12 protein-coding genes are annotated in these 15,440 nt (G+C 56.7%); 7 read left to right on the top strand and 5 right to left on the bottom strand.

Annotation, left to right across the window (positions count from 1 at the left end; all coding sequences use genetic code 11):
• Window positions 1-58 precede the first annotated feature (58 nt).
• Entirely contained in the window at window positions 59-1,408 is a 1,350-nt protein-coding gene (gene envZ / locus HX778_RS11030; protein WP_176981994.1) for a two-component system sensor histidine kinase EnvZ, read from the bottom strand.
• Entirely contained in the window at window positions 1,405-2,124 is a 720-nt protein-coding gene (gene ompR, locus HX778_RS11025; protein WP_001157751.1) for a two-component system response regulator OmpR, read from the bottom strand. Before ompR ends, envZ begins: the two co-directional genes overlap by 4 nt.
• Before the next feature lie 238 nt (window positions 2,125-2,362).
• Here ompR and greB point away from each other — a divergent pair, with 238 nt between their 5' ends.
• From greB to feoC, 5 genes are all read left to right on the top strand, one after another.
• Window positions 2,363-2,842 (top strand): transcription elongation factor GreB, encoded by a 480-nt coding sequence (greB, locus tag HX778_RS11020; protein WP_038478036.1) that lies wholly within the window; start codon window positions 2,363-2,365, stop codon window positions 2,840-2,842.
• A 111-nt stretch (window positions 2,843-2,953) separates the two neighbouring features.
• Complete coding sequence (locus tag HX778_RS11015) at window positions 2,954-5,287, top strand: Tex family protein (RefSeq protein ID WP_176981993.1); 2,334 nt, start codon at window positions 2,954-2,956, stop codon at window positions 5,285-5,287.
• Between the two features lie 450 nt (window positions 5,288-5,737).
• Window positions 5,738-5,962 (top strand): ferrous iron transporter A, encoded by a 225-nt coding sequence (gene feoA, locus HX778_RS11010; RefSeq protein ID WP_038478030.1) that lies wholly within the window; start codon window positions 5,738-5,740, stop codon window positions 5,960-5,962.
• A 52-nt stretch (window positions 5,963-6,014) separates the two neighbouring features.
• Window positions 6,015-8,333: a Fe(2+) transporter permease subunit FeoB gene (feoB, locus tag HX778_RS11005; protein ID WP_176981992.1), complete on the top strand. Its 2,319-nt coding sequence runs from the start codon at window positions 6,015-6,017 to the stop codon at window positions 8,331-8,333.
• A 9-nt stretch (window positions 8,334-8,342) separates the two neighbouring features.
• Window positions 8,343-8,579, top strand: coding sequence for a [Fe-S]-dependent transcriptional repressor FeoC (gene feoC, locus HX778_RS11000; protein ID WP_038478024.1), 237 nt, complete (start codon window positions 8,343-8,345; stop codon window positions 8,577-8,579).
• A gap of 42 nt (window positions 8,580-8,621) precedes the next feature.
• Here the strand turns inward: feoC and bioH are convergent, their stop codons facing one another.
• The gene (gene bioH / locus HX778_RS10995) at window positions 8,622-9,395 is read right to left on the bottom strand and encodes a pimeloyl-ACP methyl ester esterase BioH (protein WP_176981991.1); all 774 of its coding nucleotides are present in this window, start codon (window positions 9,393-9,395) and stop codon (window positions 8,622-8,624) included.
• 38 nt (window positions 9,396-9,433) lie between these two features.
• Here bioH and gntX point away from each other — a divergent pair, with 38 nt between their 5' ends.
• Both gntX and nfuA read left to right on the top strand, forming a co-directional pair.
• Window positions 9,434-10,117: a DNA utilization protein GntX gene (gene gntX / locus HX778_RS10990; protein WP_038478016.1), complete on the top strand. Its 684-nt coding sequence runs from the start codon at window positions 9,434-9,436 to the stop codon at window positions 10,115-10,117.
• A 58-nt stretch (window positions 10,118-10,175) separates the two neighbouring features.
• A complete protein-coding gene (nfuA, locus tag HX778_RS10985) occupies window positions 10,176-10,751 on the top strand; it encodes a Fe-S biogenesis protein NfuA (RefSeq protein ID WP_008457887.1) in 576 nt (191 codons plus the stop codon).
• Between the two features lie 60 nt (window positions 10,752-10,811).
• Here nfuA and malQ read toward each other — a convergent pair whose 3' ends face one another.
• On the bottom strand, window positions 10,812-12,890 hold the full coding sequence (malQ, locus tag HX778_RS10980) for a 4-alpha-glucanotransferase (RefSeq protein WP_176981990.1): 2,079 nt from the start codon (window positions 12,888-12,890) through the stop codon (window positions 10,812-10,814).
• 9 nt (window positions 12,891-12,899) lie between these two features.
• On the bottom strand, window positions 12,900-15,302 hold the full coding sequence (malP, locus tag HX778_RS10975) for a maltodextrin phosphorylase (RefSeq protein ID WP_176981989.1): 2,403 nt from the start codon (window positions 15,300-15,302) through the stop codon (window positions 12,900-12,902).
• Window positions 15,303-15,440 lie beyond the last annotated feature (138 nt).

Raw genomic sequence — 15,440 nt, 5'->3', positions numbered from 1 at the left:
ACTAAGGCGAAAAAAAACGAACCTCTCGGGGTTCGTTTTTTATTGAGCTGACGACAACTCAGCTTTCTCTATGGGCCACAACCCGGGCTATCGGCAACGGTAGCCAGGCTCTGATACGCAGCCCGCCGCGCTCGCTTTTCCCGAGATCGAGCATTCCGTTATGATTGTCGATGATTCGCTGCACGATAGCTAAGCCCAGCCCGGTGCCGCTCGTACTGCGGGCGCTGTCGCCACGCACAAACGGCTGGAACAGATGCTGGAGCTGATCGGGCTCAATGCCCGGGCCATCGTCCTCCACCTGGAACCAGGCGCGGTTTAGCTCACTGCCGCTGCTGACTTTGATCCAGCCATTACCGTAGCGCGCCGCGTTCACCACCATATTCGCCACCGCACGCTTGATAGAGAGCGGGTGAATATTGAGGCGGATCTCGCCGTCCTGCAGGTCAGTGTCGATTTCACGCTCGTAGCCGCTTTCGGCAGCAATCACTTCGCCGAGCACGCTGTTAAGATCTGCCATTTCCAGCGGCATCTCCTGCCCGGTGCGCAGATAGTCGATAAACTGCTCGATAATCGCATTACACTCTTCGATATCTTTGTTGATCGACTCGGCCAGATAGCCGTCTTCCTGCCCCATCATTTCGGTTGCCAGACGAATACGCGTCAGCGGCGTACGCAAGTCATGACTGACGCCCGCCATCAGCAGCGTGCGGTCGTCGGCCAGCTGTTTTACGCCCGCGGCCATGTGGTTAAACGCCCGCGTCACCGACCGCACTTCCGAAGCACCATATTCGCGCAGTGGAGGGGGAATAATTCCTTTACCGACCTGTAGCGCGGCGTGCTCCAGGTCGACCAGCGGTCGGTTTTGTATTCGAATAAAGAGCCACGCGCCGCCTATCGCCAGCAGCATTATTGCCAGCGTGTAGCGGAACAGCGGGGAGAAATCGCCCTGATGAATTTCGGTCAGCGGCACGCGCACCCAGATGTTCGGCGACAGCCAGGTCTTCAGCCACACTACCGGCGAGCTTTTATTCACCTCAACGCGCACTTCGGTCGGACCGCCGAGCTGCTGCGCCATTTGCTGGCTCAGAAACTCGTAGTGCTGTGCCCAGCGCAGACCCGCGTCTTCCGCCGCCTCGTTGGAGTAAAGCGAAATACCCAGCTCGCGGTAAATTTCGCGACGAAACGCCGGCGGCACCACAAGTTGGGTGCCGTCTTCGAGCTGCAGTTTGTCGGTCATCAGCATTCTGACTTCGTACGCCAGCACCTTATTAAACTGCTGCAGGCTCGGCAAAATCGCGAAGTTCAGAACGACAAGATAGGTCGTCACCAGGCTGACGAACAGCAAGGTGACGATCAGCAACAGCGTACGGGCAAACGAGCTTCTTGGTGAGAAGCGAACTCGCCTCATGCCTTAGAGCCGTCCGGGACAAAGACGTAGCCCAGGCCCCAAACGGTCTGGATATAACGCGGATGCGCCGGGTCCTCTTCCACCATGCGGCGCAGGCGGGAGATCTGTACGTCGATGGAACGCTCCATCGCGGAGTATTCACGGCCACGGGCCAGGTTCATCAGCTTATCGCGGGAAAGCGGCTCGCGCGGGTGGCTTACCAGCGCTTTCAGTACCGCAAACTCGCCGCTGGTTAACGGCATTGGCTCGTCTTCGCGGAACATTTCGCGGGTGCCGAGGTTCAGCTTGAACTTGCCGAACGCGATAACCGCTTCTTCCTGAGAAGGCGCACCCGGCAGTTCGTTGGCCTGGCGACGCAGTACGGCACGAATACGGGCCAGCAGCTCACGCGGGTTAAACGGCTTAGGAATATAGTCATCCGCGCCGATTTCCAGACCGACAATACGGTCAACTTCTTCACCCTTCGCGGTCACCATGATGATCGGCATTGGGTTGCTCTGGCTGCGCAGACGACGGCAAATAGAGAGACCATCCTCGCCCGGCAGCATAAGGTCCAGCACCATCAGGTGGAAGGATTCACGGGTCAGGAGACGATCCATTTGTTCGGCGTTAGCGACGCTGCGAACCTGGAAGCCCTGCTCGGTGAGATAACGCTCTAACAGCGCGCGCAGGCGCATGTCGTCATCGACCACCAGAATTTTATAGTTCTCTTGCATCGTTTGTACTCCCAAAGGCTCGAACAGTTGAGTGTGTATTCTTAAAAAACTGCGCTAATACAACCAGTCAATTCTGGTATACATTCTAGTCGAAATTGTTACAAAGCATATTAAACAGTCGGTTATCAACGTTTTAAATCAAAATTTGGTGACTTGCTTCCCAAAATGCACCGGTTGCATTCTTCATTGAGCATCGGTTTAAATCACACTCTGGTTTTACAGGCTGCAGGGCAAAAAGATGAAAACGCCGTTAATCACCCGTGAAGGCTACGAAAAGCTCAAAAAAGAGCTGGATTACCTGTGGCGTGAAGAACGCCCTGAGGTGACCAAAAAAGTGACCTGGGCCGCCAGCCTTGGCGATCGTAGCGAAAACGCCGACTACCAGTACAACAAAAAACGCCTGCGTGAAATTGACCGCCGGGTTCGCTACATCACTAAATCGCTGGAACGGCTGAAAATTGTCGATTACTCGCCGCAGCAGGAAGGCAAAGTCTTCTTTGGCGCGTGGGTCGAAATAGAAAACGACGACGGCGACCTGCTGCGTTTTCGCATCGTCGGCTACGACGAGATCTTTGGCCGCAAGGACTACATTTCTATCGACTCGCCGATGGCGCGAGCGCTGCTCAAAAAAGAGGTGGGCGATTTAGCCGTGGTGCAAACTCCAGCGGGAGAAGCACAGTGGTACGTCAATGAAATTGAGTATCCTAAACCTGAATAATTCGCACAGAACTGTCTGAAACCCAATATCCGGGGGTCGGTGGCTGGCATTTTCGTGCCCCGATCCGTATAACTGTTTGCTGAATTTTCCGTACTACACAGATGAAAAGCCATGATGAATGATTCGCTTTGCCGCATTATTGCGGGTGAGCTTCAGGCCAGAAACGAACAGGTAGAAGCTGCCGTTCGCCTGCTGGATGAAGGGAATACCGTGCCGTTTATCGCACGTTATCGTAAGGAAGTCACCGGCGGTCTGGATGACACGCAACTGCGTCAACTGGAGACTCGTCTTAGCTACCTGCGCGAGCTGGAAGAACGCCGCCAGACCATCCTCAAATCCATTGCAGACCAGGGCAAACTGAGCGACGAGCTTGCCGGTGCCATCAACGGCACGCTGAGCAAAACCGAGCTCGAAGACCTTTACCTGCCGTATAAACCCAAGCGCCGTACCCGCGGGCAAATCGCTATCGAAGCAGGCCTTGAGCCGCTGGCTGATTTGCTGTGGAACGAGCCTTCACACGACCCGGAGCAGGAAGCTGCCCGCTTCGTGGACGCCGACAAAGGCGTGGTCGACACCAAAGCCGCGCTGGACGGCGCACGCTACATCCTGATGGAGCGTTTCGCTGAAGACGCCGCGCTGCTGGCCAAAGTCCGCGATTACCTGTGGAAAAATGCGCATCTGGTCTCGGCCGTTGTCAGCGGCAAAGAGGAAGAAGGCGCGAAATTCCGCGACTATTTTGCCCACCACGAAGCGATTGCCACCATTCCTTCCCACCGCGCGCTGGCGATGTTCCGCGGGCGCAACGAAGGCATATTACAGCTGTCGCTGAATGCCGACCCGCAGTTCGATGAGCCACCGCGCGAGAGCTATTGCGAACAGCTGATTATCAACCATCTCAATCTGCGCCTGAACAACGCCCCAGCCGATAGCTGGCGCAAGGCCGTGGTGAGCTGGACCTGGCGCATCAAGGTGCTGATGCATCTTGAAACCGAGCTGATGGGCACCGTGCGCGAACGCGCGGAAGACGAAGCGATTAACGTCTTCGCCCGTAACCTTCATGACCTGCTGATGGCGGCCCCGGCCGGCCTGCGTGCCACGATGGGACTCGATCCAGGCCTGCGTACCGGCGTGAAGGTCGCGGTGGTTGACGCCACCGGCAAGCTGGTTGCCACCGATACCATTTATCCGCATACCGGCCAGGCGGCAAAAGCCGCCGTCGCCGTGGCTGCACTTTGCGAGAAGCACAACGTCGAGCTGGTCGCTATCGGTAACGGTACCGCATCCCGCGAAACCGAGCGCTTCTTCCTGGATGTGCAAAAACAGTTCCCGAAAGTCACCGCACAGAAAGTTATCGTCAGCGAGGCGGGCGCGTCCGTCTACTCTGCTTCCGAACTGGCAGCGCTGGAGTTCCCTGACCTGGACGTTTCTATCCGCGGGGCCGTCTCCATCGCCCGCCGCCTGCAGGATCCGCTGGCCGAGCTGGTGAAAATCGACCCGAAATCTATCGGCGTGGGCCAGTATCAGCACGACGTCAGCCAGACTCAGCTGGCCAGGAAACTGGACGCCGTAGTCGAAGACTGCGTAAACGCCGTTGGCGTGGATCTGAACACGGCTTCCGTGCCGCTGCTAACCCGCGTTGCCGGCCTGACCCGCATGATGGCGCAGAATATCGTCACCTGGCGCGACGAAAACGGCCGCTTCCAGAACCGCCAGCAGCTGCTGAAAGTTAGCCGCCTGGGGCCAAAAGCCTTCGAGCAGTGCGCGGGCTTCCTGCGTATTAACCACGGCGATAACCCTCTGGATGCCTCTACCGTTCACCCGGAAGCCTATCCGGTAGTCGAACGCATCCTGGCCGCAACCCAGCAGGCGCTGCAGAATCTAATGGGCAACAGCAGCGAGCTGCGCGACCTCAAAGCCAGCCAGTTCACCGATGAGCGTTTCGGGCTTCCTACCGTGACGGACATTATTAAAGAGCTGGAAAAGCCGGGCCGCGACCCGCGCCCTGAGTTTAAAACCGCACAGTTTGCCGAAGGCGTGGAAACCATGAACGACCTGACGCCGGGCATGGTGCTGGAAGGCGCAGTGACCAACGTCACCAACTTCGGTGCGTTTGTGGATATTGGCGTTCATCAGGACGGGCTGGTTCACATCTCGTCGCTGTCCGACAAGTTCATCGACGATCCGCACAAAGTGGTGAAAGCGGGCGATATCGTGAAGGTCAAAGTGCTCGAGGTTGACCTGCAGCGCAAACGCATCGCCTTAACCATGCGCCTCGACGAACAGCCGGGCGAGAGCGGCAGCCGTCGCGGTAACGGCGGTAACGCCCCTCGCGAGCAAAAAGGCAGACCGGCAGCGCAGCAAAAACCACGCGGGCGTGACAACGCCAGCGGTGGAAATAGCGCCATGATGGATGCCCTGGCTGCGGCAATGGGCAAAAAGCGTTAATTGTCTTTCCTCTCCCTTCGGGGAGAGGATTTATTTTTCACCGCCCCGCCAGAAGCAGAAAAATAACTTAATTTTGATTTAAATCAATTTTCAATATTTATCCTACTAAGAAACCAGTAATTATCACTCCTGTAACATCGTTAATAGTAAAATAACACTCTCGCTTCTTCACGATTAAATTATCACTATAATTTTCAGTCAATTAATCAAAACATCTCGCAACCCCATAAATAATCCACGCGCCCTAAATGCCCCTTAAATAATAATTTCAGTAAAATTTTGAAAGAAAAATAAATATTGTCGACGTTAACCATTCTCATTATCATTGTGTTGAACGATATTTCTTCTCTTTCTTCCGATGCCGTAATCAGCTTTTATCGTGCGCATAGCTCGCGGATAAAGCCTTCATTCAGTCAGCGTCAATGCAGAGCCCAGCTCTAAGTAGGTCCTATGCAATTCATACCGAATAGCGCGTGGAAAATTACCGGTTTCGCCAATGAAATCAGCCCGGCTTATCGCCAGAAATTATTGTCGCTCGGCATGCTGCCGGGATCTTCATTTAACGTAGTTCGCGTGGCGCCTCTGGGCGATCCTATTCATATCGAAACTCGCCGCGTAAGCCTGGTGCTGCGCAAAAAAGATCTCGCGCTGGTGAATATCGAAGCTGTCGTTTAACGACGGGTGAGCGTACGCGCTTTTTGCAAACTCAACGAAGTCCACGAACAAAATGAAAAACTTAACCATAGGTTTAATCGGCAACCCCAACTCGGGCAAAACCACGCTTTTTAATCAGCTGACGGGTGCCCGCCAGCGCGTGGGAAACTGGGCTGGCGTCACCGTAGAACGCAAAGAAGGTCAGTTTTCCACGCTTGAGCACCAGGTAACGCTAGTTGATTTGCCCGGCACCTATTCGCTCACCACCATTTCGTCGCAGACTTCGCTCGATGAGCAAATTGCCTGTCATTACATCCTCAGCGGCGACGCCGACCTGCTTATTAACGTGGTGGATGCTTCAAACCTTGAGCGCAACCTCTACCTGACGCTGCAGCTGCTCGAACTGGGCATTCCGTGCGTGGTCGCGCTTAATATGCTGGATATCGCCGAGAAGCAGGCCATTCGCATCGACATCGACGCGCTCGCCGCCCGTCTTGGCTGCCCGGTCGTGCCGCTGGTGTCCACCCGCGGGCGCGGCATTGAAAGCCTGAAGCTCGCCATTGACCGCAAACAGCCCAACCAAAAAAGCGAACTGGTCCACTATCCGCAGGTTTTACTGCAAGAGGCGGAAAGCCTGGCCGCGGACATGCCGCAGGAAATGCCGGTTGAACAACGCCGCTGGCTGGCGCTGCAGATGCTGGAAGGTGATATCTACAGCCTCGCTTATGCGGGCAATGCCACAGACAAACTTGACGCTGCCCGCGCGCGCCTCGCAGAAACCGTTGACGATCCTGCCCTGCTGATTGCCGATGCGCGTTACCAGAGCATCGCTTCAGTCTGCGACGCGGTCAGCAACAGCATGACCGCCGAGCCGAACCACCTGACGGTAGCGATGGATAAAATCATTCTCAACCGCTACCTCGGCCTGCCGATCTTTATGCTGGTGATGTACCTGATGTTCCTGCTGGCGATTAACATCGGCGGGGCGCTGCAGCCTATTTTTGACGCCGGCTCGGTGGCGATATTTATTCACGGCATTCAGTGGCTTGGCTATACGCTGCATTTCCCGGACTGGCTGACCATCTTCCTGGCCCAGGGCATCGGCGGCGGGATCAACACCGTGCTGCCTCTGGTGCCACAAATCGGCATGATGTACCTGTTCTTGTCGTTCCTCGAAGACTCCGGCTACATGGCTCGGGCGGCTTTCGTGATGGACCGCCTGATGCAGTCGCTGGGGCTGCCGGGTAAATCGTTTGTGCCGCTGATCGTTGGCTTCGGCTGCAACGTACCTTCGGTGATGGGCGCCCGTACCCTTGACGCTCCGCGCGAAAGGCTGATGACCATCATGATGGCGCCGTTTATGTCCTGCGGCGCACGCCTGGCAATTTTCGCGGTATTTGCCGCCGCATTTTTTGGTCAGCAAGGCGCGCTGGTGGTGTTCTCGCTCTACATCCTCGGCATCGTAATGGCCATTCTTACCGGCCTGATGCTGAAGCACACAATTATGCGCGGCGAAGCTTCACCGTTCGTGATGGAGCTGCCGGTTTACCACGTCCCTCACCTCAAAAGCCTGCTGTTACAGACCTGGCAGCGCCTGAAAGGCTTCGTGCTTCGCGCCGGTAAAGTCATCGTGATTGTGAGTATTTTCATCGGCGCACTGAACAGCTTCTCCTTTAGCGGCAAGCCGGTGGATAACATAAATGACTCCGCCCTTGCCTCCGTCAGCCGGGTGTTGACCCCCCTGCTTAAGCCGATTGGCGTCCACGACGACAACTGGCAGGCCACCGTTGGGCTGTTTACCGGCGCGATGGCAAAAGAAGTGGTCGTCGGTACGCTGAATACCCTTTATACCGCCGAAGATATCCACAACGAGGAGTTTGATGCCGCCAGCTTTAACCTGCTTGATGAGCTGGGTGCCGCCGCCGATGAAACCTGGCAGGGGCTGAAAAACACCTTTAGCCTGAGCGTGCTGGCGAACCCGATTGAGGCCAGTAAAGGCGACGGCGAAATGTCCTCCGGGCCGATGGGCGTCATGAGCAGCAAGTTTGGTAGCGAAGCCGCCGCCTACAGCTATCTCATTTTCGTCCTGCTCTATATTCCGTGCATCTCGGTGATGGGCGCGATTGCCCGCGAATCAAGCCGGGGCTGGATGACATTCTCGGTACTTTGGGGGCTGAACATCGCCTACTCGCTCTCTACGCTGTATTACCAAAGCGTCACCTTCAGCGAACATCCAAGGTTCAGCCTGATCTGTATTATAGCGGTCGTGTTGTTCAACGTCCTGCTGCTGGGCGGCCTGCGCCGGGCCCGCAGCCGCGTTGATGTCTCACTGCTGGCTACCAGAAAAACGCCGTCATCCTGCTGTCAAAGCAGCGCCGGCGACTGTCACTAAGGAGCGATTATGGCAAGCCTGATTGATATCCGTAACGCCCTGGCGCTTCAGGGCCGCCTGGAAGCGAAACAGATAAGCCAGCAGCTTGCTACGCCCCTGCCGTTGGTGGCCGCGATGCTCGATCGCCTGGAAGCCATGGGCAAAGCAATGCGCATCAGTGAAGACCCGAGCAGTTGCCTGACGGGGAGTTGTAAAAGCTGCCCTGAGGGGAAAAAGTGCGCCCGGGAACTTTGGGCTCTGAGGTAGGAGAGAAGGCGGGCCATCCCCGCCTTTTTTATCGCCCGTCTTTTATGTAAGACGCTGTTCCCACTCCAGCACCGCCTGGCAAAACTCCGCCGGATGCGAGATAAAGGGCGCGTGTGCGGCCTTGTCGAAAATAAGTGAACTGGAGTGCGGCCACAGGACATCAAGCAGGGGAACCACTTTGCGTGGAACCAGCCCGTCCAGCCGGCCATACAGCCGCAAATGAGGTACAACTGATTCTGCAAGACTCGCACGCAGGTCGGCGGTTCTCAGGATCTCAAGACCGCCGTTGAGCACATCCACATCCGGCATTGGCTGTTCCAGAACAATAGATTTAAGCAGGCGAGCATCCTGGCGCGCCGTTTCCGTGCCCAGGGTTTGCAGCGCCAAAAAGCGCTCAACGGTGCGCTGAAAGTCTTCGCTTAGCTGCCGCTGGAACCCGGCCAGCACGTCCGGTTTAATGCCCGGCCATCCTTCTGCGGCGGCAAAACACGGCGAAGAGGCTACCGTCACCAGCGCCTTTACGCGATCGGGCCTGGCAAGCGCTATCTGGCTAGCCACCAGCCCGCCAAGACTCCAGCCTAACCAGATGGCCCGCTCAGGAGCCTTAGCCAGCACAATGTCAGCCATTTGCTCTAACGTCAGTGAACCAAAACCTTTGCTCCGGCCGTATCCCGGCAGGTCGACCAGGTGCAGCCGAAAATGCGAGCCAAGTTCGGCTTCTATGTTGTGCCATACCCCGGCATTCAGCCCCCATCCGTGCAGCAGCACAAGATCGTTATTCCCTTCACCTTTTGTTTGCCACCACAGGTCGCTCATCGGTTACCGTTCTCATTTTCATCAGCAAGGAGAACGCTATGCTAACAATCCCTGGCCGCTGTTGGCTATGCCAGTTACCGCTTGCCTGCCCAGGCTGGGGGGTTTGCTCATGCTGCACCGCTTCGCTCGTTCAGCCACAGGCCTGCTGCCCACAGTGCGGTTTGCCGGCCCTGAGCGGGAGTTTGCCCTGCGGTCGCTGCCTGCAACGAATGCCCGAGTGGGACGCAATAACCTACGTGACCGACTATCTGCCGCCGCTAAGCACAGTGATTCATCACCTGAAATTTACCGGTACGCCCTCGCTCGCCCCGGCTTTGGCACGCCTGCTGCTGCTGCGCATTTTAGCATCCAGGCGAAAGGGACGTATTCAACTGCCCGATAGCGTGCTGAGCGTGCCTTTACATCACGCCAGAGCGTGGCGGCGGGGCTACAACCAAAGCGCACTTATTGCTACCCCACTGGCTCGCTGGCTGGGTTGCGATTATTTCCCTTTTGCCATCAAACGCATACGTTCTTCACCGGCGCAGCACACGCTAACGGCCAAAGAGCGAAAGAGGAATTTGAAAGGCATCTTTAGGGTTGAAATCCCGGTGGCGGGTCGCCATATGGCTATTGTGGATGATGTCGTGACGACGGGTAGTACTGTTGCGGAGATAGCGCGATTGCTGAAAAAGCAGGGCGCGGCGACTGTCCAGGTATGGTGCCTGTGTCGAACCTTGTAGACCCTCGACGATGGGCGTATTATAACCGACTAAAATAGTCAACTATTGAGCAATCGTTATGATCCGTATTTCCGATGCTGCACAATCCCACTTTGCCAAACTGCTGGCAAATCAGGAAGAAGGGACGCAAATCCGCGTATTCGTAATCAATCCTGGCACCCCGAATGCGGAGTGTGGTGTGTCTTATTGTCCGCCGGATGCGGTTGAAGCGACCGACACGGCGCTGCCGTTTGAGCAGTTAACCGCCTATGTCGATGAGCTGAGCGCCCCTTACCTCGAAGACGCCGAAATCGACTTCGTTACCGATCAGCTCGGTTCTCAGCTGACGCTGAAAGCGCCTAATGCGAAAATGCGTAAAGTGTCTGACGATGCACCGCTGATGGAGCGCGTTGAGTACATGCTGCAGGCCACCGTTAACCCACAGCTGGCTGGCCACGGCGGCCGCGTCACGCTGATGGAAATTACCGACGAAGGCTATGCCATCCTGCAGTTTGGCGGCGGCTGTAACGGCTGTTCTATGGTCGACGTAACGCTGAAAGAAGGGATCGAGAAACAGCTTCTGGCTGAGTTCCCTGAGCTGAAAGGCGTTCGTGATCTGACCGAACACCAGCGCGGTGAGCACTCTTACTATTAGTTTGACCCTCACCCTCTCCCTGGAAGGGAGAGGGGATAGATCGCGAAACTTGAGACGTACCTACGCTTTCTTACGCCGCTTATCCAAATCCTTCAGCAGCCTGTTCACTCGTTCATCGGCAAACATCGACTCCAGCGAGCGGGTTAGCTTCCGACGCCAGTTTTTATACTGATCGCTGGTCCCTGGAATATTCACCGGCTCGGCCATATCAAGCCAGTCCTCCGGCTGCAGCCCCAGTAACGCGCTATGGCTGTCGGCAATGTAACGCTGCATGCCACGGTTGAGGGTGTCGGTCATCGTCATTAATGCTGCTTTATGCCCTGCCCGCTTCGGCAAGCAGCCGTACTTATGCAACCCCTCCAGCAAGCCCTGTTTAGCTCGCTCACGGTCTTCATACAGCCCCGCCAGCACCTCTTCATCCGGATAGAGACCCAGCGTTTTACCCAGCGTTAAATCTCCGCTGTTCCAGTAACCGCGAAGCGTTGGCAGGTCGTGCGTCGTGGCGACCGCCATCGACTGCCTCGGCCATGAAGCCGGCGCCTTAAACTGCTTCTCCCCGTCGTGCTCGAAGTACAGCACTTTGTAAGAGTAAACGCCGCTGTCGCGAAGCTTGCCGACGATTTCAACCGGCACCGTGCCAAGGTCTTCACCTATCACCATGCAGCGGTGACGCTGGCTCTCAAGCGCAAGGATAGACAGCAAATCGTCGACCGGATACTGGACGTAAGCGCCCTTATCCGCCGTTTCGCCGTAAGGGATCCACCACAGCCGCAGCATCGACATCACGTGGTCGATACGCAGCGCGCCGCAGTGGGTCATGTTGGCGCGCAGCAGCTCGATAAAAGGCTGATAGGCCCGAGCGACCATGACATGGGGATCCATTGGCGGCAGGCCCCAGTTTTGCCCCAGCGGGCCAAGAATATCCGGCGGGGCACCGACAGAAGCCTTCAGGCAGTAAAGTTCACGGTCGCACCAGGTTTCAGATCCGCCTTCCGCCACGCCCACCGCGAGATCGCGATAGAGGCCAATCGGCATCTCGTCATGCTGGCTGGCATCCCAGCACGCCTTAAACTGACGCCAGGCGAGATACTGCAACCAAAGCCAGAAGTTAACCTCATCGCGATGCACCTCGCAGAACTTTTTGACCTCCGGGCTGTGGGCATCACGATAGCCCTCAGGCCACACCGGCCAGCCCCAGCGGCCAGCATCTTCGCTAACCTGACTGGCATGTAGCGCATCATAGGCGGCCTGGTAGAAAAGTCCTTCACCGCCTTCAGCGATGAAGCGGTCAAACTCGATAACCTGCTCATCATTGCTTTTACGCAGCGAGAATTGCTGCCACGCCAGACGCAGTGCCGCAATTTTAAGGGCCGTGACGGCGGAGTAATCCACCCATTCGGCATCTCTCGCGGCTTTTAGCCGTTGCTGGACGGCGGATTTTTTCCACCACGCCTGCGCCGCTTTACTGCTCTGAAAATCCTCTAACGCATTAACGTCGATGTAGATGATATTCAGCCAGCGGCGAGACGAGGGGCTGTACGGGCTGGCGCTCTCCGGGTTTGCAGGATAAAGCGAATGAATCGGGTTGAGGCCGATAAATGCCCCGCCACGCTTTGCCACATCCGCCAGCATCTGCTTCAGGTCACCAAAATCGCCGATGCCCCAGTTCGCCTCAGAACGCAGCGTATACAGCTGCACGCACGCGCCCCACAGTTTTTTGCCCTGCAGCAAGGCAGCGGGCTCATAGCATCGCGGCGGCGCGACGATAATGCGGCTAGCCCAGCTTTGCTTTTGCTGGGTCACCACCAGAGAGTGATATCCCTCCGGCAGCTTACCCGGCAGCGCCAGCTTCTTGCCGCCGGAGGCATGCCCGTGATGGACATATCCTTCTTCGGTAGTCAGCTGCCAGCTAAACTCCCCTTCGCCTTCCAGCACCAGCTGCATCCGCTGCCCGGCAGTGAAAACCTGCACAACGGGCACCGGCGTGGGTAACTGCTTCGGCGCAACGGTGCGGTTCATGGCCTCCAGCAGACGCAGCTTTGTCTCGGCAGGAATATCCTGCGGTTTGCCGTGGGCGTTGATGTAGTTCGGGCTGATACCGGCCGCCAGCGCGGCGCTATCAAGACGTTTACGTTCCATGGCGCTCCCTTAGCGTTTTGCCTGCCAGATACGTTGCTGGTAATCGCGAATTGAACGGTCGGAGCTGAACATGCCGCAGCGGGCGCTGTTCAGAATGGCCGCGCGCGTCCACGCCTCCTGGTCGAGATAAAGCTTGTCGGCGAGCTTCTGCGCTTCGGCGTAGGCGGTAAAGTCCGCCATCACCAGATAAGGGTCGCCGCCCTCTTTGCCGATGCTGTGCAGCATCTGGTCAAAGGCGTGTTTATCGCCCTCGCTGTATTTCCCCTGCTCCAGCTCTTTGAGGATCGCATCCAGCACTTTATCTTTTTTGCGCCATTTCACCGGGTCATAGCCTTTGGCTTTCAGGGCTTTAACCTGCTCGACGGTGTGGCCAAAAATAAAGATATTCTCTTCACCCACTTTCTCGGCGATTTCAACGTTGGCGCCGTCAAGCGTGCCCACCGTCAGCGCACCGTTCAGCGCCAGCTTCATATTGCCCGTGCCGGAAGCTTCTTTGCCCGCGGTCGAAATCTGCTCGGAGATATCGGCCGCCGGGATCATGATTTCCGCCGCAGACACGCAGTAGTCCGGCAGGAAAACGACCTTCAGCTTGTCGCCCACCAGCGGATCGTTATTGATCGCCTCGGCCACCTTGTTGATCGCAAAGATAATATTTTTTGCCAGGTAATAACCCGGAGCTGCCTTCGCGCCAAACAGGTAAACGCGCGGCACGCGGTCTGCTTCCGGGTTTTCGCGGATCTCTTTGTACTGAGCCAGGATATGCAGCAGGTTGAGATGCTGGCGCTTGTACTCATGCAAACGCTTGATTTGCACATCGAACAACGCATCCGGGCTAATCACAATCCCGGTACGAGCCTTCACAAAGGCCGCCAGCTTCACCTTGTTCTGGTATTTGATTTCGCGCCAGGTCTGGCGGAATTTGGCGTTATCGGCGTGCTTCTCCAACCCTTCCAGTACGTCGAGATTGTTCGCCCACTCTTTCTTCAGCGTCTTGTCGAACAGCCCGGCAAGCGCCGGGTTGCACTGCTTGATCCAGCGGCGTGGCGTAATGCCGTTCGTAACGTTGTGGAATTTGTTCGGCCACAGCTGGTGGTATTCCGGGAACAGATCTTTGACCACCAGCTCAGAGTGCAGTGCGGCAACGCCGTTAACCGCAAAGCCCCCCACCACGCACAGGTTTGCCATACGCACCTGTTTGTTATGCACCACGGCGAGCTTCGCCCAAACGGCTTCATCACCCGGCCACGTTTTGTCGACCAGCACCTTAAAGCGCTTGTTGATTTCATTGATGATTTGCATATGGCGCGGCAAGAGCGCCTTAACCAGCTTCTCGTCCCAGCACTCTAAGGCTTCCGGCATCAGGGTGTGGTTGGTGTAGGCGAAGGTGTGGCTGGTTATCGCCCAGGCGTCATCCCAGCTAAGCTGATGCTCGTCAATCAGCACGCGAAGCAGCTCCGGGATTGCGATAGTTGGGTGAGTATCGTTGAGCTGGATAACTTCGTAATCCGGCAGCTCGGCGAGCTTGCGGCCCGCCAGATGATGACGGCGCAGTATGTCCGCCACCGAGCAGGCACACTGGAAATATTGCTGCATCAGGCGCAGCTTTTTGCCGTTCAGATGGTTGTCGTTCGGGTAAAGCACCTTGGTCAGCTTCTCGGCGTCGATGCCCTGCTGTTCTGCCTTAAGGAATTCACCGTCGTTAAATTTCGTCAGATCGAACGGGTGAGCATGTTTTGCCTGCCACAGGCGCAGCGGCTGCGCCACGCCGTTGCGGTAGCCCAGCACCGGTAAATCCCACGCTTCGCCCTGGAAAATAAAGGCCGGTTCCCAGCGCTGATTTTTCCCGCTTTTAACCACTTTGCCGCCGACCCCAACCTGCACGTCCAGCGCGCCGTTGTGGCGGAACCAGGGGTAGCTGCCGCGCTGCCAGTCATCCGGGGCTTCCATCTGCTTGCCGTCCTTAAAGGACTGGCGGAACAGGCCGTACTGATAATTCAGGCCATAGCCAATAGCCGACTGCCCGACCGTAGCCATCGAGTCCAGGAAGCAGGCCGCCAGGCGCCCTAACCCGCCGTTTCCTAAAGCCGGATCCGTCTCTTCTTCCAGCAAATCCGTGAGGTTAATCTGGTAACCCTTCAGCACGTCGCTCACCTCGGAGAACCAGCCGAAGTTAAGCAGGTTATTCCCGGTCAGGCGGCCAATCAGAAACTCCATCGAGATGTAGTTAACATGACGCTGTTTATTCTCAGGTTTTGCTACCGGCTGAGCCGCTAATAGCTCTGCCAGCGCGCCGCTAACCGCGTGCCACCACTGATGCTGGGTCATTTCACTGGCATCATTAAGGCCGTAACGCTGCCACTGGCGCGTCAGAGCGGACTGGAACTGTTCTTTACTGAAGATCGGCTGTGACATAGGAAATCGGTCCTGTAATGTTCGAAAATCATTACCCGTTAGTGTGCCGGGCAGCCTGGGTGACTTCCTCATCCCGGCGCGGATTAGGCGGGGAGGAGTAGCGAGGATGAGCGAAAAATGTGATCTCTGCCACTCTGT

Source organism: Cedecea sp. P7760 (genome assembly GCF_013386425.1).
Lineage (GTDB): Bacteria > Pseudomonadota > Gammaproteobacteria > Enterobacterales > Enterobacteriaceae > Cedecea > Cedecea selenatireducens.
Note: the sequence above shows the minus strand (reverse complement) of the source record. Positions and strands in the feature narration are given on the sequence as shown.